This window comes from Shouchella lonarensis, from assembly GCF_900096965.1.
GTDB lineage: Bacteria > Bacillota > Bacilli > Bacillales > Bacillaceae_D > Shouchella > Shouchella lonarensis.
Window position 1 is genome coordinate 63824 of the sequence record NZ_FMYM01000003.1, and the last position, 26675, is coordinate 90498.

General features: G+C 46.6%; 27 protein-coding genes and 1 riboswitch. Of the genes, 24 read left to right on the forward strand and 3 right to left on the reverse strand.

What is annotated here, in order from left to right:
* The first annotated feature begins 15 nt into the window (after window positions 1–15).
* Window positions 16–747 (forward strand): ClpP family protease, encoded by a 732-nt coding sequence (locus BLT29_RS03425; RefSeq protein ID WP_090775118.1) that lies wholly within the window; start codon window positions 16–18, stop codon window positions 745–747.
* Window positions 744–968, forward strand: coding sequence for a YlzJ-like family protein (locus BLT29_RS03430; RefSeq protein ID WP_090774928.1), 225 nt, complete (start codon window positions 744–746; stop codon window positions 966–968). Before BLT29_RS03425 ends, BLT29_RS03430 begins: the two co-directional genes overlap by 4 nt.
* Before the next feature lie 133 nt (window positions 969–1101).
* On the opposite strand, the gene BLT29_RS13560 is transcribed toward BLT29_RS03430, so the two are convergent.
* From BLT29_RS13560 to BLT29_RS03445, 3 genes are all read right to left on the reverse strand, one after another.
* Window positions 1102–3588 carry an alpha-helical endospore appendage domain-containing protein gene (locus tag BLT29_RS13560; protein ID WP_176763780.1) on the reverse strand — a complete coding sequence of 829 codons (2487 nt, stop codon included), beginning with the start codon at window positions 3586–3588 and terminating at the stop codon, window positions 1102–1104.
* A gap of 239 nt (window positions 3589–3827) precedes the next feature.
* Entirely contained in the window at window positions 3828–4883 is a 1056-nt protein-coding gene (locus tag BLT29_RS03440) for an enoyl-CoA hydratase/isomerase family protein (protein ID WP_090774929.1), read from the reverse strand.
* 84 nt (window positions 4884–4967) lie between these two features.
* Complete coding sequence (locus BLT29_RS03445; RefSeq protein ID WP_090774930.1) at window positions 4968–6545, reverse strand: glycosyltransferase; 1578 nt, start codon at window positions 6543–6545, stop codon at window positions 4968–4970.
* Window positions 6546–6683: 138 nt separating this feature from the next.
* Between BLT29_RS03445 and wecB the strand changes: the two genes are divergently transcribed.
* The 22 genes from wecB to BLT29_RS03550 all read left to right on the forward strand — a co-directional run bounded on the left by wecB (window position 6684) and on the right by BLT29_RS03550 (window position 26674).
* Window positions 6684–7805, forward strand: coding sequence for a non-hydrolyzing UDP-N-acetylglucosamine 2-epimerase (wecB, locus tag BLT29_RS03450; protein WP_090774931.1), 1122 nt, complete (start codon window positions 6684–6686; stop codon window positions 7803–7805).
* A gap of 451 nt (window positions 7806–8256) precedes the next feature.
* Window positions 8257–8405, forward strand: a riboswitch (FMN riboswitch).
* Between the two features lie 129 nt (window positions 8406–8534).
* Window positions 8535–9185: a riboflavin synthase gene (gene ribE, locus BLT29_RS03455; RefSeq protein ID WP_090774932.1), complete on the forward strand. Its 651-nt coding sequence runs from the start codon at window positions 8535–8537 to the stop codon at window positions 9183–9185.
* 15 nt (window positions 9186–9200) lie between these two features.
* The gene (locus tag BLT29_RS03460; protein ID WP_090774933.1) at window positions 9201–10394 is read left to right on the forward strand and encodes a bifunctional 3,4-dihydroxy-2-butanone-4-phosphate synthase/GTP cyclohydrolase II; all 1194 of its coding nucleotides are present in this window, start codon (window positions 9201–9203) and stop codon (window positions 10392–10394) included.
* A 15-nt stretch (window positions 10395–10409) separates the two neighbouring features.
* Window positions 10410–10874: a 6,7-dimethyl-8-ribityllumazine synthase gene (ribH, locus tag BLT29_RS03465; RefSeq protein ID WP_090774934.1), complete on the forward strand. Its 465-nt coding sequence runs from the start codon at window positions 10410–10412 to the stop codon at window positions 10872–10874.
* Between the two features lie 299 nt (window positions 10875–11173).
* Window positions 11174–11935: a segregation/condensation protein A gene (locus BLT29_RS03470; RefSeq protein WP_090774935.1), complete on the forward strand. Its 762-nt coding sequence runs from the start codon at window positions 11174–11176 to the stop codon at window positions 11933–11935.
* Window positions 11925–12509 carry an SMC-Scp complex subunit ScpB gene (gene scpB, locus BLT29_RS03475; RefSeq protein ID WP_090774936.1) on the forward strand — a complete coding sequence of 195 codons (585 nt, stop codon included), beginning with the start codon at window positions 11925–11927 and terminating at the stop codon, window positions 12507–12509. The genes BLT29_RS03470 and scpB overlap by 11 nt, the downstream gene beginning before the upstream one ends.
* A gap of 42 nt (window positions 12510–12551) precedes the next feature.
* Window positions 12552–13418, forward strand: coding sequence for a GIY-YIG nuclease family protein (locus BLT29_RS03480; RefSeq protein ID WP_090774937.1), 867 nt, complete (start codon window positions 12552–12554; stop codon window positions 13416–13418).
* 63 nt (window positions 13419–13481) lie between these two features.
* Window positions 13482–14066, forward strand: coding sequence for a hypothetical protein (locus BLT29_RS03485; protein WP_090774938.1), 585 nt, complete (start codon window positions 13482–13484; stop codon window positions 14064–14066).
* 128 nt (window positions 14067–14194) lie between these two features.
* Window positions 14195–14284 (forward strand): putative holin-like toxin, encoded by a 90-nt coding sequence (locus BLT29_RS13565; protein WP_245701044.1) that lies wholly within the window; start codon window positions 14195–14197, stop codon window positions 14282–14284.
* A gap of 519 nt (window positions 14285–14803) precedes the next feature.
* Window positions 14804–15748 carry a 1,2-phenylacetyl-CoA epoxidase subunit PaaA gene (gene paaA, locus BLT29_RS03490; RefSeq protein ID WP_090774939.1) on the forward strand — a complete coding sequence of 315 codons (945 nt, stop codon included), beginning with the start codon at window positions 14804–14806 and terminating at the stop codon, window positions 15746–15748.
* A 17-nt stretch (window positions 15749–15765) separates the two neighbouring features.
* Entirely contained in the window at window positions 15766–16116 is a 351-nt protein-coding gene (paaB, locus tag BLT29_RS03495) for a 1,2-phenylacetyl-CoA epoxidase subunit PaaB (RefSeq protein WP_090774940.1), read from the forward strand.
* Window positions 16113–16904, forward strand: coding sequence for a 1,2-phenylacetyl-CoA epoxidase subunit PaaC (gene paaC, locus BLT29_RS03500; RefSeq protein ID WP_090774941.1), 792 nt, complete (start codon window positions 16113–16115; stop codon window positions 16902–16904). Before paaB ends, paaC begins: the two co-directional genes overlap by 4 nt.
* 16 nt (window positions 16905–16920) lie before the next feature.
* Window positions 16921–17406, forward strand: coding sequence for a 1,2-phenylacetyl-CoA epoxidase subunit PaaD (gene paaD, locus BLT29_RS03505; RefSeq protein WP_090774942.1), 486 nt, complete (start codon window positions 16921–16923; stop codon window positions 17404–17406).
* A gap of 18 nt (window positions 17407–17424) precedes the next feature.
* Window positions 17425–17727: an EthD family reductase gene (locus BLT29_RS03510; protein WP_090774943.1), complete on the forward strand. Its 303-nt coding sequence runs from the start codon at window positions 17425–17427 to the stop codon at window positions 17725–17727.
* Window positions 17728–17734: 7 nt separating this feature from the next.
* Window positions 17735–18505, forward strand: a complete 771-nt coding sequence (locus BLT29_RS03515; protein ID WP_090774944.1) for an enoyl-CoA hydratase/isomerase family protein — start codon at window positions 17735–17737, stop codon at window positions 18503–18505.
* 61 nt (window positions 18506–18566) lie between these two features.
* Window positions 18567–20045, forward strand: a complete 1479-nt coding sequence (locus BLT29_RS03520) for an aldehyde dehydrogenase family protein (RefSeq protein ID WP_090775119.1) — start codon at window positions 18567–18569, stop codon at window positions 20043–20045.
* 61 nt (window positions 20046–20106) lie between these two features.
* Window positions 20107–20976, forward strand: a complete 870-nt coding sequence (locus BLT29_RS03525; RefSeq protein ID WP_090774945.1) for a 3-hydroxyacyl-CoA dehydrogenase — start codon at window positions 20107–20109, stop codon at window positions 20974–20976.
* Window positions 20973–22175, forward strand: coding sequence for an acetyl-CoA C-acyltransferase (locus tag BLT29_RS03530; protein ID WP_090774946.1), 1203 nt, complete (start codon window positions 20973–20975; stop codon window positions 22173–22175). Before BLT29_RS03525 ends, BLT29_RS03530 begins: the two co-directional genes overlap by 4 nt.
* Before the next feature lie 21 nt (window positions 22176–22196).
* Window positions 22197–23117, forward strand: a complete 921-nt coding sequence (paaX, locus tag BLT29_RS03535; RefSeq protein WP_090774947.1) for a phenylacetic acid degradation operon negative regulatory protein PaaX — start codon at window positions 22197–22199, stop codon at window positions 23115–23117.
* Entirely contained in the window at window positions 23114–24091 is a 978-nt protein-coding gene (locus tag BLT29_RS03540; RefSeq protein ID WP_090774948.1) for an NAD(P)H-dependent flavin oxidoreductase, read from the forward strand. The genes paaX and BLT29_RS03540 overlap by 4 nt, the downstream gene beginning before the upstream one ends.
* Before the next feature lie 78 nt (window positions 24092–24169).
* Window positions 24170–25522 carry a sodium-dependent transporter gene (locus BLT29_RS03545; protein WP_090774949.1) on the forward strand — a complete coding sequence of 451 codons (1353 nt, stop codon included), beginning with the start codon at window positions 24170–24172 and terminating at the stop codon, window positions 25520–25522.
* A gap of 12 nt (window positions 25523–25534) precedes the next feature.
* Window positions 25535–26674: a Leu/Phe/Val dehydrogenase gene (locus BLT29_RS03550; RefSeq protein ID WP_090774950.1), complete on the forward strand. Its 1140-nt coding sequence runs from the start codon at window positions 25535–25537 to the stop codon at window positions 26672–26674.
* The last annotated feature ends 1 nt before the right edge of the window (window position 26675 follow it).

Genomic DNA, 26675 nt, shown 5'->3' on the forward strand with positions numbered 1-26675 from the left:
ATGGAGTGTGTGAACATGGCGCAAAATGAACAGCCCACAACAGAACCAAAGGTGGAAAAACCTGAAGAAAAAAGTACGTTAGTCGATAAACTGCAACAATTAGGACAAACAAATGTCCCTGATATGGGTTCATCCAACATTCACTGCTTAACCATTATTGGACAAATTGAAGGGCATATGCAGTTGCCGCCACAAAATAAGACGAGTAAATATGAACACATTATCCCGCAACTTGTGGCAGTCGAGCAAAACAAGAAGATGGAAGGTCTTTTAATTATTTTAAATACAGTTGGTGGTGATGTGGAGGCCGGGTTGGCGTTGGCAGAAATGATCGCGTCTTTGTCTAAACCGACAGTCACACTCGTGCTTGGTGGTGGACATTCAATTGGTGTACCGATCGCGACAGCTGCAGATCATTCTTTTATCGCAAACACAGCGACGATGACGATTCATCCTGTCCGACTGACAGGAATGGTCATCGGTGTCCCGCAAACGTTTGAGTATTTGGATAAGATGCAAGAACGAGTGATTCAATTTGTGACGACACACTCGAATATTTCAGAAGAGAAGTTTAAAGAGTTAATGTTTTCAAAAGGGAATTTGACACGTGATATTGGCACAAATGTGATCGGGACAGATGCGGTTCAGTATGGATTAATTAATGAAGTCGGTGGGGTTGGACAAGCGTTGAAAAAATTGAATGCACTGATAGAAGAACAACGGAGTGAACAGGAGGCGCATGAATGATTTTATATACACATGTACCACTAGAACATATTTTCCCAGAAGATGCCAGCGCATATCAGTCGCAAATGACGATCTCATGTCCGGAAGGTCATCTCATCGTTGAACAAATCGATGGTGGTGACTGGCGCATTGTTCGGCTTTTATCGAGTGATCCAAATGCATTTTTGAATCCAGCATATGAGCCGGGGATGGTTTTAAGGGCGGGACCGGTGTTGAGGTGAGAAAGAAAATAAGAAAAAGCTGTCCGAAGTTGAAATATAAATTTTTGGACAGCTTTTTCTTACTTTATGAGGTTTATTTTTGCTCTTAGATAAATAACGTTCACTTTACTCATCTGCAATCGTGTAAACTAAACTACGTGATAAATGGATCAACAGCAGTCCAGAACGGTCCGCCACTATCCCCGCTTCCAGTCATTGCTGTCTGGATGCGATCAAAAAATTGGTGTGTAACTTGGTCTACGACGCCAACACTATTCCCATTAGTTCCTTGATATATCCCTGTATAAACAAGCTTGGTTTGAACGGTTCCGCCAAAAAGAATGATATAAGGGTTAAGAGATATCCCATCATTACCACTACCGCCAACGACTGGCTGTGATACTAGTGTAAAGGTTTCTCCATCAAATACAGAAATGTTGGAGACATTGTGTTCTGAGACATAAAATAGATTATCTATTAAATTTCCTGTAATATTGGTAGGATTAGCCACACCAGAAATAACTGTAACTGTAGTCACTGCATTAATGTCGGATACATCCATCACATACACCAGGTTAGGACCAAATCCAGATATCCACAATCTTTTACGTAACGGATCAACGAAGTTTCCAGATACTTGACCTGTCAATGTAATTGTAGTCGTTATTGTATCACTAGCTCCATCAATAACTGTAACATTTGAACTTCCGTCATTGGAGACATAAATAAGGTTTGTTAATGGATCAATCGTTACATGAATCGGTCGAGTTCCACAAGTAATCGTTGAGACTGTATTTTGTTCAACATCGATGACCCAGGCATTAGTAGATCCGACCGCCCAGTTTGCAACATACACCTTATTTGTGAAGGGGTTCACATCTACTCCTCGTGGTGAACCACCTACTGTGTATGTTGCGACAAGTTGATTTGTTAACGTGTCAATCGCATTTACGACGCCGTTGCTTGGCTGCCCATGTGAGAAATAAACACGGTGATGAAGTGGATCTGCAACGCCCCCTGACCATTGGGCGATAGCGGTATTAACAGTAATTGTAGCGACAATCTGATGAGTCAACGTGTTAATTGCATTCACCCACGTATTTCCTCCTATATAAAGCATCGCGGGTTGTAATGCTCCGGGAGGTCCAGTGACGCCAGTAGGTCCAGTGGCTCCAGTAGGTCCAGTGGCGCCAGTAACGCCAGTGGCGCCAGTAGGTCCAGTGGCGCCAGTAACGCCAGTGACGCCCGTAGGTCCAGTGGCGCCAGTAGGTCCAGTGGCGCCAGTAGGTCCAGTGGCTCCAGTAACGCCAGTGACGCCAGTAGGTCCAGTGGCTCCAGTAACGCCAGTGACGCCAGTAGGTCCAGTGGCTCCAGTAACGCCAGTGACGCCAGTAGGTCCAGTGGCGCCAGTAACGCCAGTAGCGCCAGTAGCGCCAGTGACGCCAGTAGGTCCAGTGGCTCCAGTAACGCCAGTCGCCCCTGTGGCACCTGTGACGCCGGTAGGTCCAGTAACGCCAGTGGCTCCAGTCACTCCCGTAACGCCAGTCGGTCCGGTCATGCCAGTCACCCCCGTAGCGCCAGTAGCGCCAGTGGCACCTGTGACGCCGGTAGGTCCAGTAACGCCAGTCGGTCCGGTCATGCCAGTAACGCCAGTAGCGCCAGTAGCGCCAGTGGCCCCCGTAGCGCCAGTCGCCCCTGTGGCACCTGTGACGCCAGTAACACCAGTAGCCCCGGTCGCCCCGGTCGCGCCAGTGGCTCCAGTAACGCCGGTCGCCCCAGTAACGCCGGTAGCGCCCGTAGCGCCAGTAACGCCAGTAGCCCCGGTCACGCCAGTAGCGCCGGTAGCGCCCGTTACCCCAGCCCCCGTTGGTCCGGTCGGTCCTTGTGTACCGAGCTCTTCCCAAGGATTCCAAGTTGTTCCTGTATCATCGGTTGCGCTTCTTACATAAATTGTCGGGTTGCCAATGAGCAATTGTAAAATAGATGTTGTCGGTCCCGGTGTAATGATAGAAACATACAATGTCCATATTGGACTTGTAAACCCAAGTGGACCATTCACAGGTCCCCCTGCATTCCCTTCAGAACTGTATACCCCTGCGGTAATAAACGAATCTAAATCACTCCCAGAAGGCACTTCATCATACGGAAAAGCGCCGACATCCTCAGCGTCTAGTGTTAAACTGCCATCAGGCGCGGCAGTAATGCCGTTGATGTTTTCAATGCCTCCTGGAATGTCGCCAATGGTGAAGACGACATTGCCTGAGCCATCAGGAAGGATGTTGTTCACACTTGTTACACTTCCAGCTGGACCCGTCGCGCCAGTCGCACCCGTCGGTCCGATCAACGTAGGAATGTTTGTCGCTGCTTTCATTTTTGATTCAAGGATAATTTCTTTCTTGAAAATCGTGTCGAGCATGTCCGCAGCACTTTCGTTGATCGACAAAATTTCCTGTAGTGTTGCAGGGGGTCCAGTGAGACCGTTTAATGTCCCTAAGGCATATTGAATCTTCTCTCCTTCCGCATTAATAATGTGTGCTAAGCCCATTTCCTCCATCGCAATCGATGCGAGTAGTAAGTTGACAACATCATCACGGTCGAGGGTAATATTGGGCGTGAAATTTGGCATGTTTGGTTGAGACACTTGAATCATTCCCTTCTTAATGTGATTGGAATACTCTTTCATAATAGTGTATGTTTTTTTTTTTTTTGGTTCGGGCTTTAAGGCATGAGGGCAGGAATAAAGAGGATAATGGATGTATAACTACTTTGGAAGAGCTGGAACGGGTAGGAGGTTAGTAGGAAGCAGATTCAATTTTTGTGCTGGATTTTTGCTAAGAAATGAAAATTGGCGAACCGCTATGGCTCGCCAATTTTCTCATTTTATCGGACTTCATTTGTTGCGAAGAAAGGCACAATCGCTTTGTCTGGGACAGCTTCAACCGTTTCATACTGATACGTCGGCTGCCTCGTTTTATCAATTAATACAGCACGCACGCCTTCGTAAAAGTCTGGACACGTTAAAAATTGGAGTGCGAGCTGAATGTCATTTGCATACGTCTCTTTTAACGTTGTGTGCGCTGACTGTTGTAAATGCGCAAGGGTCACTTTTAATGAAAGTGGTGACAATTGACGAAGTGTGTTTGCTGTTTCCTTTGCAAAGTCGGTGTCGCTTGCTTCTAATGAGTGAATGATGCCTTCCATTGTCTCATGAGAGAAGTGTTGGTCGATTTCTGATTGCCATTTACTTAATTTGCTTTCAGGTGGCGCTGTTTCATGAATAGAAATGAGTTCATCCACATCGTTTTCTGGATTAGGCGTGTGAATCCAATCATAGGCAAGCAAGGTTTCTTTCAGTTTCGAGAGGACATCCGCTTTGACATAATGATCAGCCGCACCTAGAAGCATCGCGTCTTCTCCGCGGATGACGGCGGCCGTTAGCGCAGCGTAGCGTCCTGCATAGCCAGGTGACTGGTTGAGAAAGTGACACGCACCGACGTCAGGGAAGAAGCTAATGTTCATTTCTGGCATGGACCATTTTGTTTGATCGGTGACAATCCGGTGGCTCGCGCCGTAAGAGAGACCAACACCGCCGCCCATGACAATGCCATCTAGTAAAGCAATGATTGGTTTTTCAAATGTCGCGATAAGGAGGTCTAGTTCATACTCCAATGTGAAAAATTGTTTGGCAGCGGCAATGCCATTTTCATGTTCTCGCGCTTGATACAATGTTTTAATATCGCCACCAGCACAAAATGCTTTTTCGCCCGCACCTTCAAGGATGATGATATGAACATCAGGGTCATGGTGCCATGACTTTAATGTCGTCAACATGCTTTCGATCATATCATAAGAAAGTGCGTTTAATGCTTTCTCTCGTGCCAATGTTATGCGACCGACCCCAGTGTTTGTTTTTTCAATGATTACGTTGTTCGTCATCGGTTCACCTCATCTAAAATATAAAAGTAATCGTTTACATCTTTATTGTGCCGTATTGTGAGGGGGGATTGCAACTATCATGACTCATTCTTCCCATTTGATCAGACGAGGGTGGGTGTCAAGGATGCTGTGATATTGTTCAAGCACACCATATGTGCCATCTGGATCGTGTTGCAAATAGCGTTCATATTTTTTGATGCGATCGGCTTCTTTCGCCCAGCCAAAATGTTTCAGTCGCAACGATGATTTGTATATACGCGAGTCGAGGACATTTTTAGGAAATCGCCCACAATGGAGTGGTGTTTCATGCCATGTATCATATCTGCTCGGGTCATATTTGACTAAAAAAGGACGATAAGTGAGGTGGGCACACCAAAACGGGTCTTCACGATAATGGGTGTCATCCCAAAAATCATACAGTCGAAAACAAATTGTGTCATAGTCATCGGTTTCAATAAGTGCGTGTATGTGGTTTTTGAAACGTGATTCAAACATTTCATCTGCATCGACGTTTAAAATCCAGCCGGGATCAGTTTTAATCGTTTCATGCCACTGTTGTTTCCGTAAGTTGATTTCATTTTCAAACGCCGAGACGTTGTTTTGGACGAGGTAGAGTGGGATACCTTGTAATACGTCTTGGCAAATTGCAACACTGTCATCATCACTTCCATCATCAATGATGACAGCCGCATCAATATATTGTTTATGTTCTTCTAGCACTCGTTGTAAATAACGATCGGCTTCATTTTTCATGACCATTGAGAGGGTCAATTTCTGTTTTCGGTTGTTTGTCTGTATGGTGGGTGCTTGATGCGTTTGTTCAAAAACAGGCTGCGCTTCTTCTTTCAAACCACATGCTTTTTTAAAACGTGTCACACCCGCTAAGTCTGCTTCTCTATAAATGTGGTAAGCCGGGTAATGTGTATCTACAAACAACGGGAAACCAAGCGCGACGGCGCGTACACAAAAATGACGATCTTCTCCAAGTAAGGAGAGGTTGTGAATATCGTTGAAATTGACACCGGCAGTGAGTGCTTTGTTGCTTATTAAGGTGCAAGCGCCTAAGCCGCCCACTTCATATAGACCGGGTTTTTTCAGTTGTTTCAAAAAGGAGAGGTTTCGCTGTGACTCTTCGCTTGCGGACAGTTCTTCCCCTTCTTCACGACGGAATAAGTCGTATTGGTTGCACATCCATACTTGTGGGAGCGGGATGGATTCCGGCTGCCACTGTGTCCAATACACTTCACAGACGATGTCTTTTTCCGTTTGGACTAAGTGTTCAATGGTGTGAGGATGGATGAGGACGTCGGAGTCAATAAGGAATAAGTAGTCATAATCTTTTTCTATTGCGTATTGGATCATATCGTTTTTAAAGGTGGCAACTTTTTTTACTAAAGAGACGTCCCAACCGTGTGTCATGTCATCTTTATGGTAAGGCATCGTCTTTGGATAAGTTGAAGGACGGACAATACATCGTGCGGTTTTCTTTGCGAATGTTTGTAGTCGTGCACGCGATGTATGATCGTCATTGTCATCAAGAAACAAATAATCAATGCTTATTGTCTCTTGTTCGATGTGGGAAAGCATATCTAAAAAAGGACGTAAAATTTGTGGGGTTTGATTGACTGGACTTCCGATGAGCACACGCATTTGTTTTTTCATCCGTCGATCCTCCTCGTTGAGAGACGCGCTATATTTATCGTATGAGTCGATTTTTGGGAAGATGCGTGAATGTTTCCGTTTGTGCTGGGTGGCTAAATTGGCGCATAGATTAATGATAGATCGATAAGAGGTGATCATATGAAGCGACGATTAAAAGTGATGACCGTTTTCGGGACAAGACCAGAAGCGATTAAAATGGTACCAGTGATTGCTGCATTGAAGGAGGATGTCGGGTCATTTCATACAACGGTGGTGGTCACCGGTCAACATCGGCACATGCTTGATCAAGTGTTGACAACGTTTCAAATAAAGCCGGATTGTGATCTGGCGGTGATGCAGACAGGGCAAGACTTGACCAATTTAACAGCGCTTATTTTACAAGGAATGCAGCGTGTGTTTCAAACAGAAAGACCAGATATTGTGCTCGTTCAAGGAGATACGACAACAACATTTGCAGCAAGTTTAGCGGCATTTTATGAGAAAATCGCTATCGGTCATATTGAAGCTGGCTTACGAACAGATAGGAAGTACGCCCCATTCCCAGAAGAGATGAATCGGCAAATGACGAGTGTGCTTGCAGACATTCATTTTGCGCCGACGAAGAGAGCGGCAGCGCACTTAGAGATTGGAAATAGACGGAAAGATTCGATCGTCGTGACGGGAAACACAGCGATTGACACGCTGAAGTTGACGGTGAGAGGAGATTACACGCATCCATTATTGCAAAAAATAGGTGACAATCGATTTTTACTGTTAACGGTTCACCGAAGAGAAAACATCGGGGAGCCATTACAACGTATTTTTCGGGCGATGAAAGAGATTGTGATGATGGATCGTCATGTACATGTCGTTTGTCCGCTCCACTTGAATCCACTTGTTCGTAAGCAGGCGGATGCGATGTTACGAGGGGTTGAGCGGATTCATTTAATTGAACCGTTGAGTGTACGTGACTTCCATAATTTCATGGCAAAAGCGGATGCAATTTTGACAGACTCTGGCGGTGTACAAGAGGAGGCACCGTCACTTGGTGTGCCTGTGCTTGTTTTGCGTGATGTGACGGAAAGAGTAGAAGGGGTGGAAGTGGGCGCGTTGAAATTAGTTGGCACCGAGGAGGCACGCATTGTTGAAATGGCGAGCGCGCTGCTGAATAAGCACGCAGTTTACGAAAAGATGCGTCAAGTGCGCCACCCCTACGGTGATGGCACAGCAGCGCACCGTATCGCTAAAGCGCTTTTACAGCGCTATGATTGGTGGATTTGAAAAGTGTCTTGCAATGCTTTTCGTTATCGTGTATAATAGATTAAATACCATATAGAAAGTAAACTTCTTTTTTCTACTCCACATTGGAAGTAGATGCCTTCCTTTGATTTAAATCCCCCTAAATGATGAGTAAGATAAGATTGTAGGAAAAAGACTTTTTGTAACACAATTCACACTGGCACGGCTTCGGAGCCGTAAGGACGATTGAGAGGTAGGGCTTTCGTTGTTTTGTACGCAAGAACTTCCATGACGTTTGCTTTCGTCTCTTCGAAAAAACGGAACTTAGAAGAGTAAATATAAAATAAGCTGCTGGCACAATGCTGGCAGCTTTTTCACTTGCTTTTACAACGGAAGTCATGATATGATGACAGTACATACACGAACATTGTGTCAATTTTTGTTGAAATGATTGTGCGTATGTTCGGTATAAGTAAATTGACAACTTCATACAAAATAACTTCGGGGCAGGGTGAAATTCCCTACCGGCGGTGATGAGGGAGTGTCCCTCTCAGTCCGTGACCCGTGCTTGCTTCACGCAAGCCGGTGGATCTGGTGTAACTCCAGAGCCGACAGTGAGAGTCTGGATGGGAGAAGTTGTGAGCACACATGTTTATTTGGTGTGCGCGGTTTATGAAAAAATATTTTCTAAACGTTTATTTGTCTTGCCCTGGAAGGAAAGTTCTTTCAGGGTTTTATTGTGTTTTTAAGTTGTGGCGAGGGGGAATCACAGTGTTTACAGGCATTATTGAAGAGATTGGCACGGTCAAGCAGTTACACCAGACCGGTCAAGCCCTGCGCTTGGTGATTGGTTGTCAAAAAGTATTAACAGATGTAAATCTAGGCGATAGCATCGCGGTGAATGGGGTGTGTTTAACGGTTACATCCTATGATTCATCTTCGTTTACAGCCGATGTGATGCCGGAGACGGTGCAAGCAACAACACTTTCACATCTCGTTCGCGGATCGGCGGTCAATTTAGAACGGGCAATGCTTGCGTCTAGTCGGTTTGGTGGGCATATCGTTTCTGGGCATGTCGATGGTGTTGGTCAAGTTGTCCGGCGCACGCCTGCTCATAATGCCGTTTACTTCGAGGTGAGCGCAGCACCAGCATTGATTCATTACATCGTCAAAAAAGGGTCGGTTGCAATGGACGGGACGAGTTTAACGGTGTTTGCGGTGTCAGAAACGACGTTTACCGTCTCGATTATCCCACATACATTAACCGAAACGATCATCGGTATGAAACAAGCGGGTGATCCTGTGAATATTGAGTGTGATATGATCGGAAAATATGTAGAGAAGATGTTGCAACCAAAGGAAGGCAATCGTTCCACATCTCTTTCGCAGTTGCTTGAAGAGAACGGATTTTATGGAAGTTAATAAGGAGGCGAGCCGATGTTTGATACAATTGAAAAAGCACTCACAGTATTAAAAGCAGGTGGCATGATCATCGTTTGTGATGACGAAGATCGTGAAAATGAAGGTGACCTTTTAGCACTGGCTGAATATACGACAGCTGAAACGATCAATTTTATGGCGACGCATGCACGTGGTTTAATTTGTGTGCCATTGACGGAAGAGCGGGCTGCGGCGCTTGATCTCGGGCCGATGGTGACAAATAATACTGATCCACATGGGACCGCGTTTACGGTGAGCGTGGACCATGCAAGTTCGACGACAGGGATTTCTGCGCATGAGCGGGCAGTTACGGTACGTGCGCTTGTTGATACGCATGTACTCGGTGACGATTTCAAAAGACCAGGGCACATTTTTCCTTTAGTCGCAAAAGCAGGTGGTGTATTGCGCCGGGCTGGGCATACAGAAGCAGCGGTGGACTTAGCAAAACTAGTAGGTGCGAAGCCGGCAGGTGTCATCTGTGAAGTGATGAATGAGGACGGAACGATGGCGCGCGTGCCGGAATTACGCAAATTAGCGGATAAGCACGACTTACCAATGATCACAATTAAAGATTTGATTCATTATCGCCGGCAAAAAGAAACGTTCATTCAGCGCGAAGTCGATATTAGCTTGCCGACAGAATTTGGTGATTTCCGGGCGATTGGTTATACGAATGAATTGGACGGAAAAGAAAGTGTCGCGCTCGTCAAAGGAGACATTGGGACTGGCGAACCGGTGCTGGTACGGGTGCATTCTGAATGCTTGACAGGTGATGTCTTTGGCTCGAAGCGCTGTGATTGTGGACCGCAACTCCATGCCGCGCTGGCGCAAATTGACGCGGCTGGGCGTGGCGTCTTGCTTTACATGCGCCAAGAAGGACGCGGGATTGGCTTGATGAATAAGCTTAAAGCCTACAAGCTGCAAGAAGAAGGCTATGATACCGTTGAAGCGAATGAGCGCTTAGGGTTCCCGCCTGACTTGCGCGATTACGGGATTGGGGCGCAAATTCTTCGTGATTTAGGTGTGAAAAAGATGCGCTTACTAACGAATAACCCGCGTAAAATTGCCGGTCTAGAAGGATATGAGTTAGAAGTCGTTGAGCGGGTGCCGTTGCAATTTGCGCCAGTGAAGGAAAATGAGCACTATTTAAAAACAAAAACAGAAAAACTTGGGCATATGCTTCAGTTTTAAGAGGAGACGGGACAAATGGGAAACGTATATGAAGGACAATTAGTCGCAACAGGATTGAAAGTAGGCATCGTCGTTGGACGTTTTAATGAATTTATTACGAGTAAACTATTAGGCGGTGCTGAAGACGCGTTGAAGCGCCACGGGGCAGAAAGTGCGGATGTGGCATGGGTACCTGGCGCATTTGAAATTCCATTTGCGGCAAAAAAGATGGCCGAGAGTGGAAAATACGATGCGGTCATTACACTTGGAACAGTGATACGAGGCTCAACGCCACACTTTGATTATGTTTGTAATGAAGTGGCCAAAGGTGTATCGTCGTTGTCGCTCACTTCAGGTATCCCGGTCATCTTCGGTGTACTTACGACCGATACGATCGAACAAGCTGTAGAGCGCGCCGGAACAAAAGCCGGCAACAAAGGTTGGGAAGCGGCAACAGCAGCAATCGAAATGGCTAACTTGGCAAAATCACTTGCTGAATAAGGGTATATACGAAGAGGAGCGCAGTTCACATGGATGCATGTGGATGGCGCTTTTTTTTGTGAAATTAATGATTGACAACGGCAGTAAAGCTTGATATTATTGCACAAAGGAAATAAAGTTTCCTTAAGGCAATAAAAGGGGATCTAAATAAGCCTAGGTTCTCTTCCTCCTGGTAAAAAGGCCGTGCGCTTGCGTGCGGCTTTTTGCACGTAGTCTTCGGACGAAAATTTTAGCCCCTGACCACTCATTTCTGGTATGATATAATGACCGATAGTAAAGAGGAGAATGATGGTGATGGCATGGATACATACCAGGTGAAAGTGGACTCCTTTGAAGGACCGCTTGATTTGTTGTTGCATTTAATATCGCAAGCGGAAGTTGACATTTATGACATTCCGGTGGCGCGCATTACTGATCAATACTTGCAGTATGTTCATGCGATGCAACGGTTGGAACTCGATGTCGTAAGTGAATATTTGGTGATGGCGGCGACACTGATTCATATGAAAAGCCAACTATTGTTGCCGAAACGAGAAGAAGTGTTGTTTGACGGAGAAGATTGGGTGGAAGAAGATCCGCGTGATGCATTGGTAGAGCAATTACTGGAATATCGTACGTTAAAAGAGGCAGCCAAATCATTGCAACAGACGGCGCAGGAACGAGACATTGTTTATACGCGCCCGCCGGAGTCGCTGGATGAATTTTTAAATGAAGAAGAGAAATGTGCCTTACAAATTGGCGATGTCGGTGTCGCGGACATGGTCCGTGCATTTCAACAAATGTTGGCGCGACAGCGTGTGCGAGCACCGAAGTTAAAAGTAATTCAGCGTGAAGTCGTGTCGGTAGAAGCGCGTATGGAGGAGATTGCTACGCAGCTCAAGGCATGCTCGGGACGAACTGCCTTTGAAACATTGCTCGCATCAGGTGATCGCGCCGATATCGTCGTGACATTTTTGGCGTTGTTGGAGTTAATGAAAACACGGGTTGTTCGCTGTGTGCAAGAAAGGAATTTTACAGATATGGTGATTTACATAAGGGATGAGGCAGCTTATGCAGACTGATCTATTGGCGCAGGTGGAAGGGCTCTTATTTGTAAGCGGAGAGGAAGGGCTGTCCGTAAAAGAAATGGTAACGTTGCTTAACTGCCCGGAAGTGGAAATAGATGCCGCATTAATCGTACTTTCTGGAAGGATGGCACAAGACGACCGCGGGATCCGCCTCGCCCGTTTAGGGGACCGGTACCGTCTGACGACAAAAGCACAGCACGCACATCTTTATAAAGACTTGGCTGCTTCGCCTATTCGTAGCCAATTATCGCGGGCGGCATTAGAAGTGTTAGCGATGGTTGCTTACCATGAGCCAATTACTCGCGTTGAAATTGACGAAGTACGTGGGGTCAATTCGGAGAGAGTGATCACTTCACTTGTGACAAAGCAATTAATTGAGACATGCGGCCGTGCGGAAGGGCCAGGACGGGCATTACTGTACCGAACGACGCCGGCGTTTCTCGACCATTTCGGATTGGAAACGCGCGCTGATTTGCCACCGCTCGAGTCGTTTGCACTGTTTGAAGAGGAAGAAGATGACGCGCTATTTCATGAAGGGGAGCTTTTGGAAGAGGAGCGCTCATCATGAGTCGGCGGTATCATCTAAGAGAGAGATTACGGGGGAGAGATTATGACTGTACGTGGGAAAAGTATCAACTTGTTTTTAATGGATGGTCATGCGAATGGGCGGGTGAAATGCACGCTTGCGAATTGGACTGGCGTCGTTTATAAAATTCCGCGCACTGAGCTTGAGAAGTGCAAAGAGCGTGAGCATCTTTCTCAAAGCGGCGTTTATTTTCTGTTTGGTACGTCTGATCAAACAGAGGAAAATGTCGTTTACATCGGTCAAGCGGGTGTGCGAAAAAATGGTGAAGGCATTCTTAGTCGTTTGCAGGAGCACAAACGCAATCCTGAAAAGGGATACTGGACAGAGGTAGTCGTGTTCACTACATCGAATAATTCCTTCGGTCCAACTGAAATCAGTTATCTCGAAAACCGCTTTTGTTCTATGGCCGTAAAGGCACAACGGTATGAAGTTAAAAATGGTAATGAACCTACTCCCGGTAACATTACCGAGGAGAAGGAAAGTGAACTTGAGGCATTCATCGATTACGCAAAAATTATCATGGGCACATTGGGGCATCAAGTGTTTGAGCCGAAACGGGTAACAAGCGACAACTTAAAGTTATATCTTACATGGGGAGTCGACCAGGAATTTAAAGCAGTAGGGAAACGAACGAGTGAAGGGTTTGTTGTTCTGAAAAATAGTCATGTTAAAAAGGAAGACGTTAATAGTATTCCGTTGGCCACCAAAGAGCGTCGGGAGATAGCCAGGAGAAAAGGTTTGATTAGTAAGAATGGGATATTGAAAGAGGATGAACTTTTTCATAGCCCGTCTGCTGCGGCAAAATTTGTGCTGGGGTCTTCTGTAAATGGTCTTAAATACTGGAAAGATAAAGATGGAAAAACTCTAAAAGAGATTCAAGAGGATGAATAAAAAACATTTGGAACGTCGCAGATAGTGCAAGGAAAAGGAAATCTTTGAAGAGGAGCATTCATCATGAGTCAGCGGTTACCGTGTTTTGAAATTCGATTAAGAGGGGAAATTTCAAATACGTTCTTACAATTAGGCGTGACAAACTTTCATGAAGCGGTAACTTTTGTACATCAATTGCCTTACGGGAGAAATACGGATCGAACAGAATACGAAAGTGTATTGACTGAGAGAAAAGGGACGTGTAGTACAAAGCACGCACTATTATCAGCGCTGTGTATAGAACAAGCGGTCGAGGAAGTCAAATTGCTTACAGGAATCTATGAGATGGAAGAAAGTAATACGCCTGGTGTCGGTCAAGTTCTACACGCTTATGGATTACAATCGATTCCGGAGGCACATTGTTACTTAAAATATCGAGGAAAGCGTTTTGACTTTACAAGGTTTCATCATGCTGGAGAGCCAATCCGCACGTTTTTAGTAGAACAGGAAATTACCCCTGTGCAAATCGGCGACTTTAAGCTTGCGTTCCATCGTGCCGTGATGGCGCAGTGGTTAAATGAGCGTGAGCTACATCGGACATTTGATGTACCGCGTTTGTGGTACATTAGGGAGCAATGTATCGAGGCTTTAGCGGAAAGTAAAACATAATTAGGATGTGGAAATATGTTTGATTGAATCATATTGTCAAAAATAGATTCATTGTGTTACGATAATAGTGCGGTAACTAGGATCTTTAAGGGTGGGCAGCATCCCCTCTAGAAAGGGGGTGATGCGCGATGACGACATTTCAAGCACTAGTGCTCATGATTGCATTTGGTGGTTTGATCGTATCGGTCATCGGTTTGTTGCAACAAGCCAACAAATAAACCACCCTTGTAGCTGCCACGGCTGGTAGGGTGGTTTGAACTTGCTAGTATAGGCTGTCCCTCTTAAAGGGAATCCAGTTACGCGCGACCGTGGGTGCGCCCGAGCACCTGCGGTCTTTTTAGTTTATGCTCTGTTCAGATTTATTATACACTTGGCGTTTGTAAGGTGTCAACAGCCACTGTTCAAGTTTAACCCGCAGAAAAAGCGTTCCTCTAACACAGTTTAATTCCCTTTTTCTTTCACCGTAAGTGTTTCGCTCTTTGTTTCCCAAGTATTAGTACGCTTCTAAGTCTCTATATATCATTGTCAGGTTGGGAATTTCACATAAGAGAAGAAATGCCGCCCCTCCCACCACCATGCAAAATCTGTCGAGAAAAACATTTTGACAGCGCTTTCATACGGTGTTACGCTTGACTCATGTTACACAATTGTGAACGATAAACATAAAAGTGTTATCTTGACGCACACGGATCATTGTGCACCTGCTTTTTAGGATGAAGAGGGAAAGAGGTGGTGGAATGAGCATAGCGAAAGGAACGGTGACAGATGAAGCGCGTCACCAAGCTTTTATTGACAGAATTGATGCTGGAGAAAAGATTGAAGCAGATGATTGGATGCCGGAAGAATACCGGACGACATTAATCAAATTAATTTCGATGCACGCGATTAGTGAGATTATGGGGGCACTGCCGGAAAAAGAGTGGGTGCCACGTGCGCCAACGTTACGGCGCAAACTAGGGATTATGGCCAAAGTGCAGGATGAGATGGGTCATGGACAATTGCTTTTGCGTGTGGTCGAAGATTTAATGAAACGTGATGGGCGCGGGCGTGAAGATTTGATGAATGACTTATTTTCAGGAAGACTGAAGTTTCATAACGTCTTTCACATGCCGACAAAAACGTGGGCAGATGCTGGAATCATCGGTTGGTTAGTAGACGGGGCTGCGATCATTACGCAAACGAATATGCTCCACGCTTCATATGGCCCGTACGCACGTGCATTAAAGCGGATTTGTGCCGAGGAAGTGTTCCATGCCCAGCATGGCGAGTCAATTATGCTGGCGCTCGTAGAAGGGAGCAAGCGGCAGCGGGAAATGGTACAAGAAGCGCTCAACCGTTGGTGGGAGCCACTCTTAATGTTTTTTGGCCCGGCGAGCAAAGCGACGACAGGTTCTTCAAAGCAAGATGTGACGATCAAATATAAGATCCGCACGAACACGAATGAAGAATTGCGGCAACGTTTTTTAACGAAATACATCCCGCGTGTGCAAGCGCTCGGGTTGACGCTGCCGGATCCCACATTGCGATACGATGAGGCAACGAAAACATGGACATACAAAGAGCCTGACTGGGAGGAATTTAAGAAAATCACGCGAAATGAAGGGCCGCGCTCAACAGAGCGTCTACAATTACGTCGAACAGCTTACGATGAACATGCCTGGGTGCGACAAGCGTTGCGATAACGAAAGGGGGCACATGAATGTCGGAGCAAGAAAGTTTTTATAAAGAGTACGAAGTGTTTAGTAAGCGAACAGAGACGTCTGATCTGACCCATAAGTTCAGTCTCGTCGCCCCAAATTCAGAATTGGCACTTGCAATGGCACAAGAAAATTTCATGCGTCGTGAACCGGTTGCGGATATTTGGGTCGTTGAGCGGAAAAGAATTCGCTCAATGAATGAAACAGAAAAAGCAACGCTTAAACGCCTCGACAATAAAGATTATCGCAATACGAAAGGGTATGGCTATTTAAAGCAAAAATGGCGCAAGTACGAGCAAAAAGTGTTGGATGAAAAAGAGATTATGTCGTGGTCGGGTGGTGATACAACATGAGTCAAGTGGCACAAGATGCAATCATCACATTGGCATTGCAATTAGCGGACGATGATTTTCTGTTTGCTTACCGTGGATCGGAATGGCTAGGTATTGCCCCGCACATTGAAGAAGATGTTGCCTCGGCTTCAATTAGTCAAAATAGTATGGGGCATGCGGCGATGTTTTATGAGCTTGCAAGCGAGCTTGGTGCCGGAACGGTTGATGAGCTGGCTCATGGGCGCAAAGCAACTGAGCGGAAAAATAGCATACTCGTTGAGCGCGTCAATGGACCGGGCAGTTACATGGGACAACCGGCGTATGACTTCGCTTATGCGGTCGTTCGAAACTATTTTTATACAGAAGCGAAGAAAATTAAGATGGATTCTCTTGAAAACAGCGCGTGTGAACCATTAAGAGAGATTGCCACAAAGGTGAATATGGAACTTCACTATCATATCTTTCACTGGAAGACGTGGTTTGTCGCGCTCATACAAGCAAACGATGAAGCGAAGGTGAGGATGACAACAGCAATTGCGCGGGTGATGGAAGACTTCGGTGACTTGTTTTCATATGGTCATGATGCCGCAAAGATCGAAGCAGCACAGCTGATAGAAACAGAGGAAGAACTTGCGGCACGTTTTACCGAGACGGTCGGTCACGTGCTTCAGTCTGTCGGATTAAATGAAGACATGCTCGCATATACATGCAAGCAGAATGGGCGCAACCACATTCATACAGACGACTTGACCGCGGCGCTTGCGACGTTATCTGAAGTGTATTGCACCGATGTCACGGCGGCGTGGTGACAAAGGGGGCGCGGAAATGAAAGAAAGTGATGTTTGGCAACAACTAAGACACGTCAAAGATCCGGAAATAGAGACGGTGAGTATTGTTGATCTTGGCATGGTTGAAGAGATCGTCATAGATGAAGCGAATGTCACGGTCACCATTTTGCCGACATTTCTTGGGTGCCCGGCGCTGTCTATCATTCAACAAAACATTGAAAATAGGCTGCGTGCGCTGCCACGCATTGGTGAGGTAACCGTGGCATTTGTTCGTCATCCACCGTGGACATCGGCACGGATTACAGATCGCGGACGGGAAGCCTTAAAAGCATTTGGCATTGCGCCCCCCCCGTCGATGCCGGCTGAAAATGGTGAGTGGCATGTCGCGTGTCCTTATTGTGATTCAACGTATGTCACGCTTGATAATTTGTTTGGACCGACAGCTTGTCGGAGCATTTTGTATTGCAAAACGTGTAAAAATCCGTTTGAAGCGATGAAACCGATCGCTACCCTATCATCATAAAAAAAGGAGAGATTGACAATGGCAAAACTAGTCGCAATGTATAAGCATCCAGAGGATAAGGAAGCATTTGACAAGCATTATTTTGAGGTTCATGCGCCGTTAACAGCGAAGATTCCTGGGTTAAAAGAAATGAAAGTGACGAAATTTACGGGTTCACCAATGGGGGGCGAGACGCCGTATTACCTTATGTGTGAAATGATTTATGACAGCATGGATGATATGAAAAAAGGGATGCGCTCTGAAGAAGGAAAAGCGTCGGGGAAAGATTTAATGGGCTTTGCCGGGAAACTTGTGACGTTAATGATTGGTGAAGAGGCGTAAGTGGCGCATGTACGATTATATTGACACATCGGTGACAGATGGGGTTGCGCGCATTGAGCTGAACCGTCCAAATCAATTTAACGCGCTGAATCGGGTGATGGTCAAAGAGATTGTTTCCACACTCACAATGTACGACCGTGATGACGAGGTGCGTGTGCTCATGTTAACCGGGAAAGGACGCGCGTTTTCAGCGGGCGCCGACATTGATGAAATGGTGAGTGAGACGCCGATCTCGCTTGAGTTGCTCAATCAATTTGCGGATTGGGATCAGTTCGCATCGTTAAAAAAGCCATTGATCGGTGCGGTACACGGTTATGTGTTTGGTGGGGGCTTCGAACTTGCGCTCTGTTGTGACTTACTCATCGCTGCAGAGGGCACGACCTTCGCCTTTCCTGAAGTGAACCTAGGTGTCATGCCCGGGGCTGGCGGGACGCAACGGTTAACAAAGTTGATTGGGCGCACAAGGGCACTCCGCTGGCTATTAACAGGTGAACGGATGGCAGTAGATGAGGCAAAAGCGTGCGGAATTGTCATAGATGTCGTCCATCCTGAGGCGCTTGAATCAGAAGCACACAAGTACGCGACGACACTCGCAGCAAAGCCGCCGCTGTCTTTACGGATGATCAAAGACGCAGTCAATTATGCGGTCGATGTGCCACTGCGAGAGGGCATGGGCTATGAGCGCAAAAATTTTTATGCATTATTTGCTTCAGAGGACCAAACAGAAGGGATGTGCGCGTTTGTGGACAAGCGCACGCCGCAGTTTAAAGGGAAGTGAATGAAAAAGGAGGAATGTTGAAGTGGCGCACCAAACAGAAGTGACAGCGCAAGCAAAAGAAATGAAACGTGATTTTTACGGATTATTCATCAACGGTGAAATGGTAAGTAGTGAGCGGGGCGAGGCAATGACGACTGTCAACCCCGCAACAGGGGAAGTGGTTGCCGAAGTGGCGAAAGCATCGACTGTCGATGTCGACCGTGCGATTGCCGCTGCACGTGACGCGTTTGAAAATGGCAAGTGGAAAAAGTACCCCGTCGGCCGGCGCGCGAAAGTGATGCATAAAATTGCTGATCTCATGCGCGAGCGGTTCGCGCAACTTGTTGAGCTAGAAATGTTAGACACTGGGAAAGCCCTATCGGCAGCGCAAGGCCAAGTGCACCAGGCAATTGAAAACTTTGAGTTTTATGCGGGTGCGATCGTTGGCCACCGCGGGACGGTGAACAATGTCCCGGGACAATTCCACAATTACACGGAAAAAGAGCCAATCGGCGTTTGTGCTCAAATCATTCCGTGGAATTACCCACTTATGATGGCGTCGTGGAAAATTGCCCCGGCCATTGCGGCAGGTTGTTCCATTGTCGTGAAACCGGCAAGTTTGACGCCTTTGACAGCGTTAATTTTAGGAGAAATATGCACAGAAGCTGGTGTGCCTGCAGGGGTCGTGAACATCGTCCCTGGTGCTGGACGCGAAGTCGGCGAATATATGGTTGCCCATGAAGACGTCAATAAAGTTGCGTTTACCGGCTCAACCGAAGTCGGCAAGCACATTATGGAGATGGCGGCGAAAACATTGAAGCGTGTAACGCTTGAATTAGGCGGGAAATCGCCAAATCTTGTGTTTGAAGATGCCGACATGGAAGCTGCGGTGGATGGTTCATTGTTCGGTATTTTTTATAACACCGGTCAATCGTGTGAAGCGCGGTCACGTTTATACGTGCATGAAGACATTTATGAAGAGTTTATGGCTCGGTTTGTGGAAAAAGCGAAACAGTTAAAGCTCGGCGATCCATTTGATAAAGGAACCCATATCGGTGCGATCATTGACGAAGCACAATGTGAAACGATTGATGCATACGTTCAGTCAGCGATCAAACAAGGTGCAGAAGTGGTCACTGGTGGAAAACGCGCCGTGGTGCCAGGCTTTGAAGGTGGTTGCTGGTATGAGCCGACAATATTAACAGGGGTTTCGCAAGAGATGGATGTTGTGAAAGAAGAAATCTTTGGTCCTGTCGTTGTCGTGTCCACTTTTAAGGATGAAAAAGAAGCAATCAAGCTGGCAAATGACACTGCTTATGGCCTCGGTTCAGCGATTTGGTCGACAAGCGACGCACGGACAAAGCGGGTTGCAGATGCGATTGAAGCTGGGATTGTCATGGTCAATTGCCCGTTCTCAGCGTTCCCAGGCACACCATTTGGTGGCTACAAACAGTCTGGATTTGGGCGCGAACTTTGTATAGAGACCCTTGATTTGTATACGGAGACAAAAAGCATTTTATCTTACTACGGCAAGCGCCCACTGAATCCGTTTGGCATTTAAATGAAGAGGGGGACACCCCCCTCTTTTGTCAACTGACTTTGCATGTAAGGAGCGAAAAGAGATGGAACATATTGTCGTTGTCGGTGCAGGTGTGATGGGCAGAGGGATTGCGTATGTTGCAGCAACGCATCACTTTTCTGTTACGTTAGTTGATATTAACGACGCAGCGTTACAAAGTGCCGAAGAAGAGGTGAAACAATTATTTGCGCAAGCGCTCACGCGTCAAAAGCTTACGGAAGAACAAGTTCGTACTACCAAACAGCGCCTGACGTATGCGCATTCTTTACAGCAAGCAGTGGCGACAGCGGACTTGGTAATTGAAGCGGTGCCTGAGCGGGCGGCCATAAAGAAAGCAGTGTTTGAAACACTGTCGCAATATGCCCCGCCTACATGTTTGTTTGCGACAAATACGTCAACGATGAGTCCGACGGAGATTGCCGCTTACGGTGATCGGCCGGCGCAAACGATGGCGATGCATTTTTTCAATCCGGTTCATAAAATGCCCCTCGTGGAACTGGTGAAAGGACTAGAAACGAGCGAGGAAACGGTTCAGGCGATGACGCGTATCGCCCATGCAATGGGCAAGAAAACCGTGACGATTCAAGACTTCCCCGGGTTTGTGACGAGCCGAATGAGCGCACTTGTCGGCAATGAAGCCTTTCATATGTTGCAAGAAGGCATTGGCACGGCAGAAGAGATCGATCAAGCGATCAAACTGGGATTGCATTACCCGATGGGGCCATTTGAACTCGTTGATCTCGTTGGCTTAGATGTACGCTTAAATAATTTACGGTACTTGCACGAAAAACTCGGTGAAAAATACCGCCCCGCACCATTGCTGGAAAAATATGTGCAAGCAGGGCGACTCGGCCGGAAAACAGGGCGCGGTATTTACGACTATACGACATCAAGTGAGGGCGTGACGAAATGAGAGAGGTCGTCATTGTCGATGCGGTGCGCACCCCGATTGGACGCTATAAAGGCGCATTAAAATACGTGCGCCCAGATGATCTCGCCGCACAAGTTATTGCAGCTCTAATGGAACGAAATGAGAGCGTGCCAGCAGATGAGGTGGAAGAAGTCATTCTTGGGAATGCCAACCAAGCTGGTGAAGACAATCGCAATGTTGCCCGAATGGCGGCACTACTGGCGGGGTTACCGGTGTCAGTCGGTGGGAGTACGATCAATCGTTTATGCGGTTCAGGATTAGACGCGGTTATCTATGCAGCGCGTGCGCTTGCTTGCGGAGAAGCGGATGTGATGATTGCTGGCGGCGTGGAAAGCATGACGCGCGCGCCGTATGTACTTGGAAAACCGGAGATAGCCTTTTCTCGTGGAGAAATGACATTGCAAGATACGACCATTGGCTGGCGATTTACGAATGAGCGATTGGCAGCAATGTATGGTGCCGACTCGATGGCACAAACGGCTGAAAATGTTGCGAGCCGCTATAAAATTTCGCGCGCGGAGCAAGACCAATTTGCCGCGCAAAGCCAAGCACGAACGAAACAAACAATGGCCCAACAGACGTTTGCGCGAGAAATGGTGCCAGTAGTAGCAAAAGACCCGAAAGGAAACGTAGAGACAGTCACAGTTGATGAACACCCACGTCCAGAAACAACCGTTGAGACGTTGGCACGGCTGAGACCAATTTTTCCGGGAGGGACGATCACAGCAGGCAATGCTTCCGGCATTAATGATGGTGCAAGTGCACTATTATTGATGACAGCAGACAAAGCGGCTGCCCTCGGGATGAAGCCAATTGCGCGATTTGTGGCTAGTGCCGTAGCTGGTGTAGCGCCTCGTTTCATGGGGATTGGACCGATTGAGGCAACACAAAAAGCACTTAAGCGTGCCAATTTAACAATTGCGCAGTTGGATGTGATCGAATTAAATGAAGCTTTTGCTGCGCAAGCATTGGCATGCATCCGCTCGCTCGGTTTGGATGAAACGCGCGTAAACGTGAATGGTGGTGCGATTGCCCTCGGTCACCCGCTCGGCGCAAGTGGGGCGCGAATTTTAACGACGTTGGTGCATGAACTAGAGCGAAGAGACGCGCAATATGGACTCGCAACGATGTGTATCGGTGTTGGACAAGGCATTGCGGTAATTGTCGAACGGATGAAATAACTAAGAAGAGAGAGGCGATAAATGGAAACGAACACGCGGGCGTTAATTTTTACAATTTACGGCGATTACATTCGTCATTACGGGAATCAAATTTGGATCGGTAGTCTTATTCGTTTGTTGCAACAATTTGGTCATCATGAGCAAGCGGTACGTGTCGCAATTTCGCGGATGGTGAAACAAGGGTGGCTCAAGTCTAACAAAGACGGCACCAAAAGCTATTATTCGTTGACCTCTCGTGGTGTGGCGCGCATTGATGAAGCAGCAAAGCGGATTTTCAAATTTGAGCAATATCAGTGGGATGGAAAATGGCGTTTGTTCATGCACCAAATTCCGACGAGCGCGCGACAAGTTCGCGAGACATTAAAACAAGAATTGCTTTGGAGTGGCTTCGGTCAGTTTGCGAGCGGCTGTTTTATTTCTCCGCATTGCTTAGATGAGCAAGTCGATGCACTCATTGAAAAATATGAGGTTGCCCATGAGGTCGACTACTTTGAAGCGGTTTACAAAGGTACAAGGACGAATGAAGCGTTGGTAGCGCAAAGCTGGTCCTTGGCGACAATTAATGAAAAGTATACGCAATTTATGGACGGGTATGGTGTATTGTTTCGTCAACACGAGCAAGCGCTCCGTACCGGAAAGCTCGACGCCGCTGCTTGTTTCGTTGCCCGTACGAAGCTTGTCCATGAGTACCGCAAGTTTTTGTTCATTGATCCTGGGTTACCACAACAATTACGTCCCCCTAGGTGGCAAGGACATGAAGCAATGCAGCTATTTCGTCGGTACTATGAATTATTAGCGGTACCCGCGAGTCAATTTTTTGAAAGCATTTTTGCAGAGGACAATGATTTGGCGCGGAAAACAACGACGTATGATGCACGGGATCATCCGCTCATTGCCCGTGAAGCACGTGAATGGAGTGGAAAGGAGGAGGGGAAACAGTGAGGCAGCTTTGTAACATATTAAACATACAGTACCCACTCATCCAAGGAGGAATGGGAAACATTAGTCATCCAGCACTTGTCGCAGCCGTTTCCGAAGCGGGCGGACTCGGTACGATTGGTTGCGGTACACGGTCACCGGAAGAAGTAGCGAAGTTGATTGAAGAGACCCGCACCCGGACAGCACGCCCATTCGCAGTCAATATCGCTCTCAATATGAAACAAGATGTTCCCGCACTCATTGATCTTGTCATTCGTGCGCGAATCCCTGTTGTTTCGTTGTCTGCTGGAAACCCAGCATCGTATATGGCGCGGTTAAAAGCCGCTGGCATAAAGGTCATGTGTGTTGTTGCGACCGTCCGCCATGCACTGCGTGCTGAAGCAAGTGGCGCAGATGTGCTCGTCGCAGAAGGATTCGAGGCGGCAGGCATTAATTCGCCTAAGGAACTGACGACATTTACGTTAATTCCGCAAATCGCAAGCCGTGTCAACATTCCGGTTGTCGCTGCTGGGGGCATTGCTGATGGGCGCGGGCTTGCGGCCGCATTGTCACTTGGTGCGTCTGGCGTGCAAATGGGAACGAGGTTGATCGCGACAAAGGAAGCCCCGTATCATGATCGCTATAAACAACGCATTATCGAGGCGGGAGATGAAGAAACGATTGTGATTGGACGGCATTTCGGTCAAGTGCGTCGCGTGTTAAAAGGGACGTATAGTGAAAATATTCACCGTTTAGAATCCACCCTCTCTATAGAAGAGTATGTGGAAATGACATCAGAAGTGGCTCATGTAAAAGGAACCCTTGAAGGAGATGAGCAACGCGGCTTCATGAACAGTGGACAAGTGGCCGGTTTAATTTCCGAAATGCCGTCAGTTTCAGTGTTATTCACGACAATGATGAACGAGGCCATTGCGCAAATGAGTGAGGCAAAAGCAGTGCTCACTGAAATGTGTGATCAAAAAAGACACCCTCAATAAAAAAAGTTGCAGATTATTGGCGCGGAGTGTGTGATTATGTGGTAATATAGTTACATTTACTCGAATGGGGGAATGGATATGGGACGTCAACAATGGTCTTCGAAACTAGGTTTTATTTTAGCAGCTGCAGGCTCTGCAGTCGGGTTAGGTGCAATTTGGCAGTTCCCATATGTCACTGGGGTAAGTGGTGGTGGCGCTTTTTTTCTCATCTTTATTTTCTTTACTCTTTTAGTTGCATTACCGCTTCTCATTGGCGAGTTTGTGATCGGGCGGAGTACGCAAAAAAATGCGGTTGAGTCGTACCGGGAGATTGCGCCAAGCAAACCATGGTATTTGATTGGGAAACTTGGTATGGTCACATGTTTTCTTTTATTATCTTTTTACAGTGTTGTAGGTGGCTGGATTCTTATTTACATTTGGAAAACCGCAACGGGCGCACTTGTTCATCTCGGAACAGAAGAATATGGTCCGTTATTTGCTAAAACGATTGAAAACCCTGTTGTGATGGTTGGTGCACACTTATTGTTTATGGTCCTTGTCATGTTTGTCATCTCTCGCGGGGTGCAAAAAGGCATTGAACGGGCGAGTGTATGGCTCATGCCAGGATTATTTGTATTATTTTTAGTGATTGTCATTCGCTCGCTCACACTAGAGGGCGCGATGGAGGGCGTCGCATTTTTCTTACAACCTAATTTTTCTTCCATTACACCGGAAGTGATCCTTTTTGCGATGGGGCAATCGTTTTTTATGCTTAGTGTGGGAACATCGGTCATGGTCACCTATAGCTCGTACTTAGATAAAAAGGCAAACCTTGTTCAATCAGGCTTGTCCATTGTTGGAATGAATTTTTTCGTAGCGCTACTTGCGGGATTAGCGATATTTCCAGCCGTATTTTCGGTCGGTATGGATCCGGCACAAGGTGAGACTTTATTATTTGTAACCTTACCAGCTGTATTTGACCAGTTACCATTCGGAATGTTCTTTTTGTTGATTTTCTTGATCTTGTTTTTGTTTGCTGCGTTAACATCGGCGTTCTCTATGTTAGAAATTATTGTTGCTGTACGATCGAATGGAGATGATCGTAAGCGTAGCAAAGTCACATGGACTGTGGGTTTACTCATTTTTCTTGTTGGCGTACCATCGGCACTTTCCTTTGGCGTTTGGAAAGACGTCTTAATTTTTGACAAGAACATCTTTGGGGCGGTGGCTTTTCTAGTAAGCAATATTTTGTTGCCAATTGGTGTACTATTAATCGCCGTGTTTGTACCACTAAAAATGTCTCGTCAAGTCTTAATGGATGAGTTGATCAAAGGAAAGTATTTTGGCAAAAAGCTATTTATCTGTTGGTTGCTATTGCTTAAATATGTCGTGCCAATTGCAATCGTGCTTGTTTTTCTAAGTGTCATTGGTGTGTTCGACTTACTATTTTAATCGCAAAGGATGATGAAGATGGAATTGAGTCCGTCAATGGAAACCGCTTCGTGGGATGTGTTTGCCGAAATGTCAGAGCATGAACAAGTGGTGTTTTGCAATGATCGCGCAAGCGGGTTACGGGCAATCATCGCCATCCATAATACAACGTTAGGGCCTGCTTTAGGAGGGTGTCGGATGTATCCGTACCCTTCTACGGAAGCGGCGCTAGATGATGTGTTGCGCTTGTCGCGCGGGATGACGAAAAAATGTGCTGCTGTCGATGTCGATTTTGGTGGTGGGAAAGCGGTGATTATTGGTGACCCGAAAAAAGACAAATCACCAGATTTGTTTCGTGCATTTGGTCAATTTGTTGAGTCATTACAAGGCCGCTTTTATACGGGGACGGATATGGGGACAGCGCTTGATGACTTCGTTCATTGTTTGAAAGAAACACACTGCATTGCTGGAAAGCCGAAAGAGTACGGTGGGAACGGAGATACGTCTATTCCAACTGCGGCTGGTGTTTTAAATAGTTTGCGGGCGGTCAATCAGTTTATGTATGGCGATGATACGCTGGCTGGTTACACCTATGCGATACAAGGGCTTGGAAAAGTTGGTTTAAAAGTAGCTTATCAGTTGCTTGAAGCAGGATGCGATCTATATGTGTCGGATCCAGAAGAAGCTGCCATCACAGAAGTGAAAGCGTATTCACAGGCGCTAGGAAGAACGGTACATGTCGCCTACGGTGATGATATTTATACGGCTGATGCGGATGTATTTGTCCCGTGTGCACGTGGAGGTATTTTAAACGACGATTCGATTGCAAAGTTAAAAGTACGTGCAGTCGTGGGAGCGGCCAACAATCAATTAGAGAAAGAACATCATAGCGTCATGCTTGACCAGCGCGGCATTATTTATGCGCCCGATTACATCGTCAATAGCGGCGGTTTAATTCAAGTGGCCGACGAATTGTATGGTGGCAATGCCGACCGTGTCATGATGAAAGTGGCAGACATTTACCATTCATTATTAGAGGTTTTGCAAACAGCAAAGTCAGAAAAAGTGACGACGCATGTTGCTGCGGACCGGATATGTGAGCGACGGTTGCAAGAGAGAATGAGTAGAAACAGCTTTTTTAGTCCACGTGTGCGTCCCAAGTGGAATTTTTAAA